Source organism: Dactylosporangium sp. NBC_01737 (assembly GCF_035963215.1).
Lineage (GTDB): Bacteria > Actinomycetota > Actinomycetes > Mycobacteriales > Micromonosporaceae > Dactylosporangium.
The window spans coordinates 7,723,600-7,738,085 of sequence record NZ_CP109153.1 but is presented as its reverse complement, the minus strand read 5'-3'; the positions used below and the strand labels follow the sequence as shown (position 1 = coordinate 7,738,085).

At 74.2% G+C, this 14,486-nt stretch carries 13 protein-coding genes; 1 reads left to right on the top strand and 12 read right to left on the bottom strand.

Annotated features, from left to right (window positions below):
* Positions 1 to 68: 68 nt before the first annotated feature.
* The 9 genes from OHA72_RS35325 to OHA72_RS35285 all read right to left on the bottom strand — a co-directional run bounded on the left by OHA72_RS35325 (position 69) and on the right by OHA72_RS35285 (position 6,582).
* On the bottom strand, positions 69 to 1,055 hold the full coding sequence (locus OHA72_RS35325; RefSeq protein WP_327000383.1) for a hypothetical protein: 987 nt from the start codon (positions 1,053 to 1,055) through the stop codon (positions 69 to 71).
* The gene (locus OHA72_RS35320) at positions 1,040 to 1,204 is read right to left on the bottom strand and encodes a hypothetical protein (RefSeq protein ID WP_327000382.1); all 165 of its coding nucleotides are present in this window, start codon (positions 1,202 to 1,204) and stop codon (positions 1,040 to 1,042) included. The genes OHA72_RS35325 and OHA72_RS35320 overlap by 16 nt, the downstream gene beginning before the upstream one ends.
* Positions 1,191 to 1,730 carry a SigE family RNA polymerase sigma factor gene (locus OHA72_RS35315; RefSeq protein ID WP_327000381.1) on the bottom strand — a complete coding sequence of 180 codons (540 nt, stop codon included), beginning with the start codon at positions 1,728 to 1,730 and terminating at the stop codon, positions 1,191 to 1,193. Before OHA72_RS35315 ends, OHA72_RS35320 begins: the two co-directional genes overlap by 14 nt.
* A gap of 435 nt (positions 1,731 to 2,165) precedes the next feature.
* A complete protein-coding gene (locus OHA72_RS35310; RefSeq protein ID WP_327000380.1) occupies positions 2,166 to 3,050 on the bottom strand; it encodes a fructosamine kinase family protein in 885 nt (294 codons plus the stop codon).
* Positions 3,051 to 3,186: 136 nt separating this feature from the next.
* Complete coding sequence (locus OHA72_RS35305; RefSeq protein WP_327000379.1) at positions 3,187 to 3,780, bottom strand: hypothetical protein; 594 nt, start codon at positions 3,778 to 3,780, stop codon at positions 3,187 to 3,189.
* Positions 3,781 to 3,963: 183 nt separating this feature from the next.
* Positions 3,964 to 4,539 carry a hypothetical protein gene (locus OHA72_RS35300; protein ID WP_327000378.1) on the bottom strand — a complete coding sequence of 192 codons (576 nt, stop codon included), beginning with the start codon at positions 4,537 to 4,539 and terminating at the stop codon, positions 3,964 to 3,966.
* Positions 4,540 to 4,768: 229 nt separating this feature from the next.
* On the bottom strand, positions 4,769 to 5,404 hold the full coding sequence (locus OHA72_RS35295) for a phosphotransferase (protein ID WP_327000377.1): 636 nt from the start codon (positions 5,402 to 5,404) through the stop codon (positions 4,769 to 4,771).
* Positions 5,405 to 5,584: 180 nt separating this feature from the next.
* Positions 5,585 to 6,274 carry an alpha/beta fold hydrolase gene (locus OHA72_RS35290; protein WP_327000376.1) on the bottom strand — a complete coding sequence of 230 codons (690 nt, stop codon included), beginning with the start codon at positions 6,272 to 6,274 and terminating at the stop codon, positions 5,585 to 5,587.
* Entirely contained in the window at positions 6,271 to 6,582 is a 312-nt protein-coding gene (locus OHA72_RS35285) for an antibiotic biosynthesis monooxygenase family protein (protein ID WP_327000375.1), read from the bottom strand. Before OHA72_RS35285 ends, OHA72_RS35290 begins: the two co-directional genes overlap by 4 nt.
* Before the next feature lie 394 nt (positions 6,583 to 6,976).
* On the opposite strand from OHA72_RS35285, the gene OHA72_RS35280 reads away from it, so the two are divergent.
* Complete coding sequence (locus OHA72_RS35280; protein ID WP_327000374.1) at positions 6,977 to 8,305, top strand: amino acid adenylation domain-containing protein; 1,329 nt, start codon at positions 6,977 to 6,979, stop codon at positions 8,303 to 8,305.
* Between the two features lie 15 nt (positions 8,306 to 8,320).
* Here OHA72_RS35280 and OHA72_RS35275 read toward each other — a convergent pair whose 3' ends face one another.
* From OHA72_RS35275 to OHA72_RS35265, 3 genes are read right to left on the bottom strand one after another with little or no spacing between them, the layout of a single operon-like run.
* On the bottom strand, positions 8,321 to 8,737 hold the full coding sequence (locus OHA72_RS35275) for a hypothetical protein (protein WP_327000373.1): 417 nt from the start codon (positions 8,735 to 8,737) through the stop codon (positions 8,321 to 8,323).
* A 40-nt stretch (positions 8,738 to 8,777) separates the two neighbouring features.
* Positions 8,778 to 12,899 (bottom strand): tetratricopeptide repeat protein, encoded by a 4,122-nt coding sequence (locus OHA72_RS35270; protein ID WP_327000372.1) that lies wholly within the window; start codon positions 12,897 to 12,899, stop codon positions 8,778 to 8,780.
* Positions 12,896 to 14,221, bottom strand: a complete 1,326-nt coding sequence (locus tag OHA72_RS35265; RefSeq protein ID WP_327000371.1) for a hypothetical protein — start codon at positions 14,219 to 14,221, stop codon at positions 12,896 to 12,898. The genes OHA72_RS35270 and OHA72_RS35265 overlap by 4 nt, the downstream gene beginning before the upstream one ends.
* Positions 14,222 to 14,486: the final 265 nt, after the last annotated feature.

Here is a 14,486-nt window from a genome sequence, read left to right as displayed (position 1 = left end):
GCCGTCGTTGGTGATCTCTGGGCGGAGCACCTGCCTGCGTGACGTCTGGGTGGACCTTCTACCGGGGGCTACGCCGGGCGGCCCAGCAGGTGGTCGAGGACGGCGTCGAGGGCGGTGGACGGTGGGGCGCCGTCGAAGTCGAAGGTCACCACGGGACAGGTGTCGCGGGTGGCGCGGACCTCGCGGGTCTCGCCGAGGGCGTCGCGCAGGAGCAGGACGTCGATGGTCTTCGGGTCGGCCGAGCACTGCAGGTACGGGACCTCGCCGAGGGCCTGCTTCGACGCGGCCTCGACCGCTGCCGCCGCGTCGCCGGTGACGGCGCGGTCGGTGACCTCGCGGATGCGGTCCCAGGTGCCGTCGGAGCCGCGCACGAACCGGCAGGCGGTGACGACCGCCGGCGGTGCCGGCAGGAAGCCGTGCGTGCCGACCCAGACGTCGAAGACCGGTTGCGGGTCGTACCTCGCCTTGGCCGGTCCGATGGTGAGCCGCTGGACGCAGCCGGCCGGGGGCACGTCGGCCGGTCGGGCCACCGCGAGCTCCTGCGCCGTGTACCGGACGTCGAACGCCTCGACGGCGGTGCCGCCCTGGTAGCGGGTGACCGCGCCGCGGCGGACGAACCCGCAGCCGTTGGACAGCTCGACGGTGGCTCTGGTGCGGTCGCCGTACTCCAGGGTGAGGTACCCGCCGCCGTCGCCGGCCGAGAAGCAGGGGTCGATGTCGCTGGTCGGCAGGTCGTTGAGCACGGTGATCAGGCCGGCGACGTCGCGGGTCAGGACGAGCCGCCGGGGCGGGCCGGGGCGGACGGTGTTCAGCTCGGGGACCGGGTTGTACCGGCACAGGACGGCGCGGACCGCGCCGGGCGGGGCCACGTCGCCGGGTGCGGTGGAGGGCAGGGCCCAGTTGCCGCCCTCGAACAGCGGCGGCGCCGACGGGCAGTCGCCAGTGACCGGGCGGTCCGGTCCGGCCGTGGCGCTGGCCTCCGGGGCGGCGGCGGAGTGGGAGGCCGGCCGGGAGGTGGCGAACACGGCGGCGCCGCCGGCTAGGACGAGGACCACGCCGGCGGCGGCCAGCGCGTGGTGAGCAGCCGCCGGCGGCGCACCCGGCGGCCGACCGCGGCGAGGCGGTCCGGTGGCGCCGCGAGCTCGGGCACCAGGGCGTCGAGGAGCCGGCCGATGTCACGGCCGCCGTGGTCAGGTTGCGTCATTGTGCTCGACTCCTTCGTCGGCGAGCAGCGACCGCACGGCGGCGTCCGCCCGCAGCGTCTGCAGGGCCCGGAAGGCCAGGGTCTTCACGGTGCCCTCGGAGCAGCCCAGCAGCTCGGCCGTCTCGGCGACGGTGCGGTCCTCGACGTAGCGCAGCACGACCACCGCCCGCTGCCGGCCGGTCAGGCGCGCAAGGGCGCGGCGCAGCCCGTCACGGCCGGCCGAGTCCGCGGCGACGTCTTCGGCGCTGGCCCGGTCGGGTGGCGCCGCGCTCGGCAGTTCACCCCGCCAGTGCCGCCGCCACCAGCTCGAGTACGTGTTGTACAGCACCCGCCGCACGTACCCCTCGGGATTGCTGCCTTCGGCGATCCTGTCCCAATGCTGCCAGCTGCGAGCCAGGGCGGTCTGCAGGAGGTCCTCGGCCCGCCCGGCGTCACCGGTCAGCAGCCACGCCGCGCGCAGCAGCACGTGGGAGCGCGCGGCGACGAACTCGGCGAAGCCTTCGGGTGGTGCGGGTGCTCGGGTCATCCGGTCCTCCTGCCGGTACAACCGGATGGAAGCCGCCGGCGGTTGACAGGCTGACGACACTGTCAGCGGCAAGGACGACGCCGAGACAGGAAGTGGCCGGGTCACTCGGCGATGACGGCGGCGAAGGTCCGCGACCTGGTGCGCGAGGCGCGTCTTGCCCTGCCCGCCCGTGCCCTGCATCCAGTGCACCGGCAGCCGGGCTCGTCCGTGCAACCAGTCGCGGGCCTCGTCCACCTCACCGGCCTTCGGCGTCCGGGCCCCAGGCCACGACGTCGGCGGTGATCTCAGTGACGGAAACGAACCTCACGTACCGTCGCACGATGCACTTCCGTCGTCGTGGTGCCCGCATCGTAGGCGCGGAAGGACAGATCGGATCGATCTGTGACCGCCTGCGGAATCCCGCCGTGCCGAAGAGGCCAACCGTCGGAACGCTGTTCAGGTGCGGGTCCGGAAGGGGGCCAGGGTGGCGCGGATCAGGTCGGCCGCGCCCCAGTCGTCGTCGAACTGGGCCAGGACGGCGAGGTGCTGGCGCAGCTGGATGATCGGCATGCGGGCCTGCCAGCCGGCGTCGAGGGAGGTCAGGTCCGCGTAGACCGCGAAGAACCGGTGCGCCTCGGGCGGGGGCGCGGTGGTCCACACATGGGCGAGGTCGACCTCGGCCCACATGTAGGACACCGCCGGGTCGATCAGTGCGGGCCGCCCGTCGGGGGTGGACAGGATGTTCTGTGCCCACAGGTCGCCGTGCGTCAGGCAGGCCGGGCGGACCGGCAGCAGGTCGGGCAGGCGGTCGCACAGCCGCTCCAGCGCCGCGCGGTCCGCGGGGTCGAGGGCCGCGTCGACGCGGGGCTCGCCGAGCCAGCGCAGCAGCCGGTGCTGGGCGAAGAACGCGAAGCCGTCGTCGTGCCAGGTGTTGATCTGCCGGCGGCGGCCCAGCCAGTTGTCGCGGTGCCAGCCGAAGCGGGGGTGGGTCGTGCCGGTGTGCAGGCGGGCGAGCACGTGCGCGAACTGCTCCCAGAAGGTCTCGCTGTGCGGCCTCGGCTGCAGCATCGACAGCACGAGCAGCTCCCGGTCCGCCACGATCACCTCGGGTGTCGCCACGCCGCCGAGCTCGCGCAGGGCCGCCAGCCCTTCGGCCTCCGCGGCGAAGACGTCGTCGGCCGGCGGGTCGGTGAACGCCTTGACGAACACCGGAGGCGCGTCCCGGCGGGCGGCCGTGCCCGCGAGCGCGGCGAGCCCACCCGTGGCCGGCTCCACCGAGACGACATCGTGCATCCCCGCCCGGAGCAGGCACTCCAGCAGGTACGTCGTCGAAAGCGTCACGACAGGCTCCTTCTGTCCGGGGTACATGTCCGCAAGATCCTAATTGAATGACCCGCAGGCCACGGCCCGGCGCACACAGCTGATCGTCGCGGGCGTGCTCGGCTGGTGGTTCTGAGGCGGAAGGTCCCCCGGCGTGTCACCGATCCGGCCTCGACTGCGCGGTGCGCCAGTGCCGCACCGCCAGGACGAGCGCCGCCTCGATCGTCCAGGCCGCGAGCACGAGGGCCGCGTCGCGCACGCCGGTGTGGCCGTCGGCGGCGCCGCGGCCGACCTCGCCGAGCCAGTACGTCGGCAGTGCCTTGGCCAGGTCGGCCAGTGACGCCGGGAAGAGCACGACCGGGACGAGCAGGCCGCCGAGCAGCGACCCGGCGGCCAGGACGCCGTTGGTGACGGCGGGCAGGTCGCTCGCCGCGGTGAACGGTGGCAGCGGGTACAGCACCGTCTGGGACCGGAAGCGCAGGAAGTCACCGCCGTACATGGCGTCGTGCGCGGCGCCGGCGAGCAGCAGCAGCGCACCCATGTAGCGGGCGAGCGCGGCGTCGCGGGCGGCGGCCGGCTCGTCCTGCAGGAGCCGCTCCCGGGCGAAGACCCGGATGAGGTCGTGCAGCCGGTACCGGGTGGACTCGCCGCGGCTCGATGCGCTGGTCTCGACCAGTTGCGCGTCGGCGAGCTCGTCGAGCAGGTCCTGCGCGTCCGGCAGCGGCATGTCCAGCAGCGCCGCGGCGCCCACCCGGACAGGTGCGGGACGTCGGGCACGGTCAGCAGCCGCAGCAGCCGCTGCGCGTCGGGGTCGAGGTGGTCGTACGTGAGGGCGATGCTGGCGCGGACCCCCAGGCCGCTGTGTTTGAGTTCGTCGAGGCGCCGGGTCTCGATCGCCAGCCGCGACGCGCGACCGCCCTGGTCGATCCCCGGGTCAGGCGGTCAAGGGCCCGCCGGGCCGGCCGCGGTCGGCGATCCGGTCCGTCCACTGCCGGAAGCGCCGGTACGACCGCCACGGCGCGTGCGTCGGCGTCGGCCGGACGAGCCGCCAGGCGTTGAGCAGGTCACGCTGGTCCAGGTCGAACCACTCCCACATGAGCAGGTTGTAGGCCGTCATCCGCGCACCGACCCGCCGCCGGATCCGGCGGGTCTCCGCGGCCGTGAACCCGTGCTCGCGGAGATTGTGCTCCACGTCGTCGCGGTTCGCGGCGTAGTCGCTGTCCAGGAACGGTTCGAGCAGCCAGCTCCACACCGGCGCCCGGAAGACGCAGGGCACGCCGGCGTCGGCCGCGGCGGCCCGCAGCGCGGGGGCGGTGTCCCGCCCGAGGAACACGGTGCGCCCGTCGTGCAGCCGCAGCTGCGGCGAGGACCGGTCGTCGACGTCGCGGACGGCCCGCCACGGGACGGCCGCCCCGCAGTACCGCGCCTCGGCCCCGGGCCTCGGCCAGGCAAGGTGGACCCCCTCACCGTCGAACCGGACATCCGGCGCCTCGGGCCATTCGATCCGCATGCATCAGTATGTGATCGACGCTCGCCACTGGTACCGGCAAGCCCGTGTTGCCCTTGCCACACCAGGGATGAACGAGATGAGTGTCCACCGTCGAAGGATTGACACAGTGCCCTTCGTCGATCCCGGCGTCGTGCCCGCCGTCCTGCTGCCGACCGGCGCACTACCGGTCGCGGCGCGGTGCGTCCACAGTGGAGCCCCGATGGGCCTTGCCCGGGGCGCCCCGGCCGGTTCAGCGCGCAACCGTCCGTGCCCAGTCGGCCAGGAGTGTCACCAGGCCTTGGAGCCGTTGCAGGGCCGACTCGCCGGAGGTGTCGCGGCCGTACTGCGGGTGCCCGAACGAGCCGTCGCGGAGCACGCGGCCGAGGGCGAGCGGCGCGAACCAGCTGTGCTTCGCCGCGCCGCAGGCCGCGATCGCCCGGCGCACCGTGTCCGGCGCGCCGTTCCATCCGCCGTCGCGCAGGCCCGCGATGTACTCCTCGGTGACGGCTGCGGCGATGTCCGGCAGGAGCGCGGTGTCCATGAGCCCGTCGGCGACGCTGTCCACGATCGGGTTGGCGATGTCCTCGCCGATGCCGCCCTCACCGGTGAACGACCAGTCCACCAGCACGGTGGTCGCCCCGTCCTCGATCAGGTTGGAGGGCCACACGTCCAGGTGGCAGACGGTCCGCGGGGTGGCCTCGGCGGCGGCGAGGACCGTGTGACGCCGCTCCCACAGCCGCCGGAGCTGCTCGCGCACGGCCCCTGGCCACACCGCGGCGCCGGGGTGGTCCCAGTGCCCGTCGCTGTCGGTCCGGACGCCACGGGCGGGTCCCTCGGCCAGGTACTGGGCCAGCCAGCGGCGCGACAGCCACGGCAGGTCCGGCACCCGGCCGGCCCATCGTGCCTGCGCCGCGCCGAGCTGCCGGGCGCACAGTTCTACGCCCCGACCGCGAGCCGGCGCGCGGTGTCCCGCAGCCGTGACACCACCGCCCGATCGCCGTCGGCACAGCCACGCAGGACCTCCAGCGCTCCTGCTAGTGCGTGCTCATCCCGTCTGCGCAGAACCCTACGTCCCTGCGGTCAGCAGCGCGGCCAGGTCGCCGGGTCTGCTCAGTGCGACGTCGTGGCCGCTGTCGATGTGGTGGTACGGGGTGCCGAGCGCGCGGAGCCGTTCCAGTGTGACCGATGCCGGGTAGCCGGGCGGGGTCGCGGTGCAGAAGATGTACTGCCGCGGTACCGCCGCCGAGGCTTCCGTCTGCTCCGGCATCGGGTCGAGGGAGGGCGCCAGCGGGGTCGGGCAGAGCCGGGCGTTCATCCAGGCGACGGTGTCCGGGGACAGGGACGGGTCGGCGGCGGGGTCGAGGGGCTTCGGCGGCAGCCACAGGTCGCGCGGCAGGTCCGGGACCGGGCCGAGGAGGGCGGCGGCGCGCTCGCCCGGCAGGGGTTCGGGTGCGTCGACGAAGACCAGGCGGGCCAGGCGGTCCGCGCACCGGCGGGCGGCGGCGGCGATCGCGATGCCGCCCTGGCTGTGCCCGGCGAGGACCACGTCGCGCAGGTCCTCCTCGACGAGGAGATTGGCGATGTCGAGGGCCCAGGTGTCCAATGTGGGCGGTGGGGCGGTGAGGTGCCGGCGGTCGCCCATGCCGGTCAGCGACGGCGTGTACACCTCGTGACCCGCGGCGGTCAGCCGGCGGCGGACGCGCGACCACGACCAGGCGCCGCGGAACGCGCCGTGCACGAGGACGAACACGGTCACGGCCGGTCCTCCAGGACGACCTCGCCGATGGTGCGGGGGTAGCTGTCGTACGGGCGCAGGTGCTCGTACATGGCCACCGTGTGCTCGACGTAGCCGGGGGTGCGGGTCGCCTCGGCGTAGGACTCGGCCGTGTCGAACAGCCGGATGTGCGTGAAGTGTGTCGGGTCCTCGACGTCGCGCACCAGCCAGCGCCCCCGGAAGCCCGGATGGGCGGCGAAGTAGTCGGCGAACCGCGCGGACAGGGCGACGTACGCGTCGGCGTGGCCCTCCGCGTCCAGGGTCCAGGCCTGGCTGACGACGACGTGCATGAGACTCCCCTCGTTCCGCTCTGCGAACCGATGTTTCCATCTCAACCCGGCCGGCGGAAGTACCTGGGTTCAAGAAGTCGCCCGGAGGGACTGGGCCTGGCGATGTCGCCGGGCCGGCTGCTCGTGGTCGACTGGGTACCACCGCAGGAGGACCGCACCGAGGGCGTCATGTTCGTCTTCGACGGTGGCGTGCTGGGTCCGGCGGCCACCGGGGCGTTCCGGCTGCCGGCCGAGGAGCTGCGCGGCTGGGCGAAACGACTGCCTTCATCCTCCGTGAAGGGAAAGAAGCGTGTCAATCGGACAAACGGCCCTGTCAGCTCCCGGAAACCGTTCCTAGCCTTGCCGTTCGGGTGCCCGTCACGGGGGCGGGCACCTTCCCCGACCGGGAGGTTGCGTGTTCGGCAACAAGGCGTTCCACGACCACGAGAACAAGCCCGCCCGCCAACGGTTGCGTGGCCTCGGCCGTAACCCTGCCATCCCCGGCGCCCTGCTGCGGCGCCTCGTCGACGAGCAGCTCAAGGAGATCGGCTGGGCGGTCCGCGACCGTCCATCGTGGACCGTCGAGCAGGTCGGCGCGCTGATCGACCACCCCGACGTCGCGGTGCGTGTCGTCCTGGCCGAGGCCCACCATCTCCCGCCGGCGCACCGGGCGCGGCTCGTCGAGGACCCGGACGCGCGGGTCCTCGGCGCGCTCACCGAGCAGCCGTTCGCGCGGCTGTGGACCGACGACCCGGAGCCGAGGATGCCGGTGTGGGCGTTCGAGCGGCTCATCGAGCGCAGGCCACGGCTCGCGGACCTGCTCGCCGACAACCCGTGGGTGCCCCGCGAGCTGCGCGACCGCCTGCGCGCGCCCCAGCAGGACGCGGCGCCGCCACCGCCGCAGCCGTTGACCCGCGCCGAGGCGGAGGCGGCCGTCGCAGCGCAGAACCGGTGGGAGCGCGCCGCGGTCGCCGCGCATCCCGACCTGCCGGCGGACCTCGTCGCGCGCCTGGCCGTCGACGCCGAGCCGTGGGTCCGGCTCACCGTGTCGATGCGGCCCGAGCTCACCGAGGAGCAGCGGGCCGCCATCGACTACGTGATACAGCCGGGCACCCGCCTGATGCCGCTGGACTGGGTGCGGCTGAGCGAGGATCCCGACGTGCAGCGCCGGTGCGCGACGTCGGTCCACATCGGGCTGCGCCGCAGCGCCGCGCTGAACCGGCACCTGCCGCCGGACCTGGTCGCGCTGCTCGGCGCCGACGACGACTTCGCGGTGCGGCTGCTGCTGTGCGAGACCCACGCCGCGGTGCCGGCCGAGCTGGTGCTGGCCACGTACATCGAGGCCCGGGTGCTCAGCCGCGGCCTGCTGCTGGAGCATCCGAGCCTCAAGCGTGACCGGCTGGGCCATCTCGCCGCGTCGCCCGACCCGCGGCTGCGGGCGTTCACGCACCTCGATCCAACGGTGCCCGCCGACGTCATCGAACGGCTCAGCCACGACCCGGTGCGCTTCGTCCGATCGTGGGTCGCCGCCGACGCCCGCCTCTCGCCCGGACGGGTCCTGGAGCTCTTCGACGACCCCGACTTCACGGGCCAGGCCGCGGCCAACCCGCACCTGCCGGTGCCGGTCATGGAACGCATCCTCGACGACGACGGCCGGGAACTGGCGAACGAACAGCCGCCGGAAGGGATGGCGATCGCCCTCGGCGCCTGGACCCCGGAGACGCTGCCGTTCAAGGACGAGTGAGCCGGTGCCGTGCCGTCACGGCGCAGGCGGTTGCAGGCGCAGGCCCGCGAGGCCGCGGGCGGTGCCCACCAGCAGCGTGTCGCCGTCGGCCGCCAGCGCCGTGACGGGGGTGTCGAGGTGCACGTCGTCGACGACCAGCAGCGCGGGCGCCCGCCGGGCGAGCAGCACGCCGAGGCGGTACCCGGCGGCGGCCGGGTCGGTGAGCGCGGGCCGCGTGCCGTCGACCAGCTCGCTGAGGTCGTTGATCTTCAGCACCGACGCCCCGCGCGGCCCGTTGGGGCCGTCGGCCACGATGTGCGCCATCTCCCCCAGCGCCACGAGCCGGTCGGCGCCGGACGCCTCGGCCGTCAGCGCGGCCCGGCAGCCGGGGAACGCACACATGTCGCCCGAGCGCTGGAACAGCTTCCTCTGCTCGGAGATCGGTACCGCCAACGCCCACCCCCTGCGCGGGAGGGTACCGGGCAGGCGGCGTTCACTCGTTGTCGCGGGTCTCGCGGAAGTCCCGGAGCAGGAGCATGAGGTCGGTCATCTCGGCCTCGTTCAGCACGGCCGAGGCCAGCCCGGCGAACACGTCCCGGCCGAGGCGCAGGTACAGCGTGTCGAGGGCCTCGACGTCGACGTCGGTCTCGAAGACGCCGAGCTCGCGGCGGATCGCGAAGGCCTGGCAGTGGCACGAGACCCGCTCCTGCGGTGCGCCGGTCCGCGACAGCAGCAGCCCGATCCGGCTGAAGGCGGCGGCCACACCGGCGCGGTTGCCCAGCTCGCGCCTGATGTGCAGCGCCTGCCGGTAACGGCGGTCGGCCTCCGGGTCGTCGCCGAGCGCGTCGGCGAGGACCCCGAGCTGGTGGAGGCTCTCCGCCACGTCGGCGCGGCTGCCGAGGTCCTCGAAGATGTCCAGGGCACGGTGGTACCGGCGGCCGGCCTCGGCGAGGTCGCCGCGCTCGAACGCGAGGGTGCCGAGCCGGTGCTCGCCGCGGGCCGTCTTGGGCCGGTGGCCGAGCTCCTCGAACACGCCCAGCGACCACCGGTAGAGGTCGTCCGCGGTGCTGTAGTCGCCGCGTACCTGGGCGAGCGTCCCGAGCCGGTGCCGTGCGTCGGCCATTCTCGGGGCGCTGTCCACCTCCTCCGCGATGACCAGGGCCAGCCTGTATCGGCGTTCCGCCTCCCGGTAGTCGCCCCGGACCTGCGCCAGCACGCCCAGGTCGTGATTGGCGTCCGCCACGCCCGCCCGGCTGCCCAGTTCCTCGGACAGCCTCAGCGCCCACCGGTGGTGGATCTCGGCCGCGGTGTACTCGCCCTGCTCCAGGCACAGCGTGCCGAGCTGGTGGCGGTTTCGCGCCTGCCCGGCCCGGTCGCCGGAGTCCTTGTCGAGCCTGAGCGACTCGAGGTAGCGGGCCCGTGCGTCCGCGTAGTCGCCCCGGGCCTGCGCGAGCAGCCCGAGCCGGTGGTTCCAGAACGAGCGCCGGGGCGAGCCGGGCGCGAGCCGGCGCAGCGTGTCGTGCACGAGGCTGTGCTCCCGGTCCCAGGCCCCGGTCCGGTCCAGCCGGTCGCACATGCGCTCGGAGACGGCGTCGGCGGTTACGGTGTCGCCGACCGTGAACAGGTGGTGGCGGGCCTCTTCCCAGTCGTCGACGTCGGCGGCGGACGCCTGCGGCCGGCCGTCGACGAGCCATCGCCAGAAGGCGGCGGCCCGCAGGTGCGCCTGCTCGACCAGGGCGGCCCGGTCGTGGGCGCACCAGTGCCGGTCCAGTTCGGTCGCCGTCCACCGGTGCATCACCGCGCGTTCCTGCTGGTCGACGCTGACGAGGCCGGTGTTCGCCAGGGTCTGCAGCACGGCCGCGAGGTTCGCCGGCCCGAGCGCCGCGTCGGCGCCGAGGTGGACCAGCAGGCGCTTCGCGTCGACCGGCCGGCGGAACACGCTGATCGTGGCGAGCAGCTCCACGGCGCCCGCGACGGTGCCGAGGTGGCCGAGGTGCCTGGTCAGCAGGACCTCGTCCGCGGCGAGCGCCGCGTCCTCGGCCAGGGCCGCGTCGAGTGTCCACGCGCGGGCCCGCAACTGCGCGGTGCCGGCCGCCCCGAGGCGGCTCTCGACAGCGGCGGCGAGCCGGCGTGTGATGTCCGGGAACCGGCCCTTGCCGTTGCTCAGCAACGCGTCGAGGTATTCCAGGGTCCTCGGGTGGCCGCCCAGCGCACGCCAGATCCGTTCGGTGACGGCCGGGTCGGTGGTGTGCCGCTCCAGCGACGGCAGCGACCACATGAGCTTGCGGGTCTCGGCGTAGCTCAGCGGCGCCACGTGGTGCCAGTGCAGCTGATCGTCGGCGCCTTCGGGCATCGCGAACCGGTACCGCGAGGTGATGACGAGCCGGCTGCGGGCCGGTCCCGTCGCCCAGGCCGTGAGCAGCCCGCGGACCGACGGGTCCGCCACCACCCAGCCGCCGCCCCCGATGTCGCCCAGGTTGTCCTCGAAGTTGTCGAGCAGCAGCAGCACCGGGATGCGGCTCAGCAGGTCCTGCTGCAGCAGGGCGAGGCGGTCCTGCCACGGCACGCCGACCCGCGGCAGGGTCTGCACGGCGACCACCGGCGGTCCGTCGAACAGCTGCCGGCGCAGCAGCTCCGGCCGGAGCTTGTCCGCGACAGCCGTGAGGAGGCCGTCGACGGTCAGCGTCCCCGCGCACCGCACCACCCGCCAGGCGGTGTCCTGGTCCAGCACCCGGTCGAGCAGTTCGTCGGCGAGGGTGGTCTTGCCGACGCCGCCGATGCCGTACAGCACCAGCCCCGCACCGGAGCGCGACCGCAGCACGGCGGGCAGGCGGCGCTGTTCGCTGCGCCGCCCGACGAACTGCCCCGGAGCCCAGGCAGTGTCGGCGGTCGCCCGCGACGCGGGCCGCGACCGCGCGGGGTCGATCAGCGTCACCTCGGGCGACTGGGCGAGGACGGTGACCACGCTCCACTCGTCCAGGCCCGCCAGCCGCAGGTCGGACGGCTGCCTGGAGCGCACCAGCTCCTCCTGCACCGCCCGGCGCGCGTCGGCGACGACACGGATCACGTCGGTGCGGGCGGTCGAGGCGAGCTCCGCGTAGACGCGGGCGAAGAACCTCGTCGCGTACCGGTCGCTCACCGACGTCCGCGTCGCGATGACCGCGCACGCCCCGGCGGCGGCGAGGTCCTCGGCGAACGAGATGCCCTGCTCCTGCCCGGCGACGTCCGTGTAGCAGGCCGCCAGGGCGATGACGGGCGGCATGTGGCCCGGCGGTACCGCCTCCTGGACGAACTGCGCCGCGGTGACCTCGCGGGCGGTGCCGTCCTCGTGTTCCATGATCAGCCGGCCCGGGCGGCCGTGCCCTGACAGGTGCAGGACGTGCGCGTCGGCGCCGTCCAGCGCGGCCCGGATCGCCGCGGTGGTGGCGAACCGGACGACGGACACCTCGGCGGCGTCCTGCCGGGCCGCCCGCACCGCGTCCAGCACCGCGCTCAGCTCGTGCTCGTAGTCCAGCAGCGGCCCGCCGCCGAGCTCCGGCGACGCGATGGCGACCACGATCCGCAGCGGCCCCGGGCGTGCCGCCGGCATGCCGGCGGGGACGCGGCGGAACACGGAGACCAGCGGATGCAACGCCAGTGGCGTCCCGGTCGCGGGATCGGGCATCGACTCCCACGGCAGCCGCCCGTGACCGGGCGCGTCGACGGCCAGCCGCACCGGTGCCGTCTCCCGCCGCGCACGCTCCAGCACAACGGCGAGCGTCTGCCGTACCCGTTCGGGCAGGAACGACGCCGCGACCAGGTCACCCGCCGGCCGCAGCGACCCCACGGCGGAGAGGTCGCGGCCGGGGGGCGCGTCCAGCGGCGCCACGCGGGCCCGCTCCCGGAACGCGTCGCGCAGGGCGTTGTCCAGCCCGGGACGGACCCCGTCGTGCGGGGCGGTCACGTCCGTGCCGGCGCCGCGCAGCCGCACCGTGCCTGCGCTCACCGTCAGCGTCAGGTCCAGCGGCGCGCCCGCGACCCGGTCGTCGGCGAGCCCCACGTCGGCGACGCCGGCGAGCAGCGGGATCAGGTCCTCGATCCGGGCCGCCCACACCAGCCGCCGGGCGGCGTCGGGGCTGCCGTACTGCACCGCCGACACGACGCCGACCACGTGGTCGTCGCTGGTCCGCCGGACCGGGGCGCCGATCATCGCCGTCGTCAGCCGGTCCGCCTCGAACACCCCGCACGGCACCTGGCTGTCCCTGACCGCGGAGCCCAGCCACGCGCCGTGCGTGCCCGCGTCCTGGTCGCCCCCGGTCACCTGCAGGTTCGTGGTCTCCGGCACGGACTCCGAGGCCACCAGGCCCGCGACGGACACGGCGAACGGCTCGGCGCACACCAGCACAGCGAGATCCCGCAGCTCGTCCACGGCGTGCACGGTGGCCGGCACCGGGCCGGTGCCGTGCAGGTCGGCGACGCGCACCTCGGCCCGGGGCACACCCGCGCCGAGCAGGTCCAGCACCCGCCACGCGGTGACCAGCACACCCGGCCGGACCTGGAAGCACGACCCGCCCACGGCACCGTCCGCGCCGACGACCCGCCCCAGAAACGCCGGGACCTCTGCGGGCGCCGTCATGCTCGCCCATCGCCGAGGATGGCGGCCAGTCGCTCGCGGCGGCCTTCGATCCCGGCGTACCGGTCGAGCCTGGTCCATCGCCGCCGCCATTCGCGGTAGTACGGCGCGGCGCCCGCATCGGCCCGGCACGCCTCGACGGCGGCGATGAAGTCAGGCTTGGAGGCGCTGCCGATGATGTTGGCGTCCCCGCGCTGCCGGCCGTCGATCGTCGTCGCGAGCCACGCCGACATCGCCTCGGCCGCGTCGTCGTCCAGCCGCCGCAGCGTCAGCGTCTCGTCGACGACGAGCTCGGCCGCCAGCTCGTGCCCGGGCACGAGCAGCGCCAGGTGCAGGCAGATCTGCACCATCGACCGGCGGTGATCGGCCAGCAGCGGCCACGGGCTGCCGTCCTGCCGCACGACCGGCCGCCGCAGGTACCCGAACGCCCGGTCGACCCGCCCGATCACCTGCTCGCGGAACGCGTCCCACGTGTCGGCGTCCTTCGGCGCGTGGCCCAGGGCCTGCATCTCGGGGCTCATCGAATACACCAGCAGCAGCGCGCGGCAGGTCATGATCGCGGGGTTGCGGTAGCTGGTCGGTATCGCGAGCCGGTCCTCGGTCACCTTGAAGGTGAACTGGTGCTCCCGCTCGATCCGCTCGGCCGTGGCGAGCGCGTGCTCCCCGATCGTCGCCCCGTCGGAGAGCTGGCGGAACATCCTGCCGGTCCACGCCGCGCTGTCCCCGTCGACCCACTCCTCGGCCCAGAGCCCGACGACCCGCTCGGCGGTGCGGCAGGCAGTGCCGGTCTCGGCCAGCACCAGCTGCAGCAGCGTCTCGTCGAGCGCCAGGGCGTATCGCCCACGGGCGGGATCCTCGCCGTGGCTGTCGCGGTAGTGCTTCAGCCTGTCGCGGGCCTCCGCGTGGTAGATGTACGCGGCGTCGTAGCCGGCCTCGGTGTCCCGCTTGGACTCCACCAGCGCCTGCGCCCGCAGTGCCCCGAGCGCCCGCGGCGCGAACTCCGGCCACGGCATCCGTCGCGCCGCGTCCGCCAGCCGGCCGATCAGCCGCGCGGCCTGCCGCGACTCCTCCCCCTCGTCGCCGGGCAGTGTCTCGAAGCCCGATGCCACGCTCCAGAGGTAGCTCAGCGCCGCCTCGGAGATCAGCCACCCCAGCACCGGCAGCGTCTCGGCGAGCTCGGCAGGCGGCAGGATCGGCTGGGGCTCCCCCATGGTCGTGCGGTATCCGTCGATCTCCCCCTCGACCCGGGTGACCAGCTCGTCGTCGACCGGCGACAGCCGGAACCGCACCTGCTCGGCCAGCCGCCGGATCTCCTCAGCGCTCATCCCCACGGACGCATCGACCTCTCAGATCACCATCCTTGGGGCTCTCTGACGGACAGCCTCAGGACGGCCGGCACGACGCTTGGGCAACCGTGCCGTGCCTGGCTCGCTCGCGACGTTCTCACGCGGTGATGACGACCGATGTCTGACCATTCCTTGGCCGGCGCCGTAAGTGCCGGTGCATATTGCAGACGTCATTGACACTGCTCAGTGTCTCTCGGTAGCGTGTCCGCGACAGGGCGGTCGGACAATGGTTAGTGATCGTCGA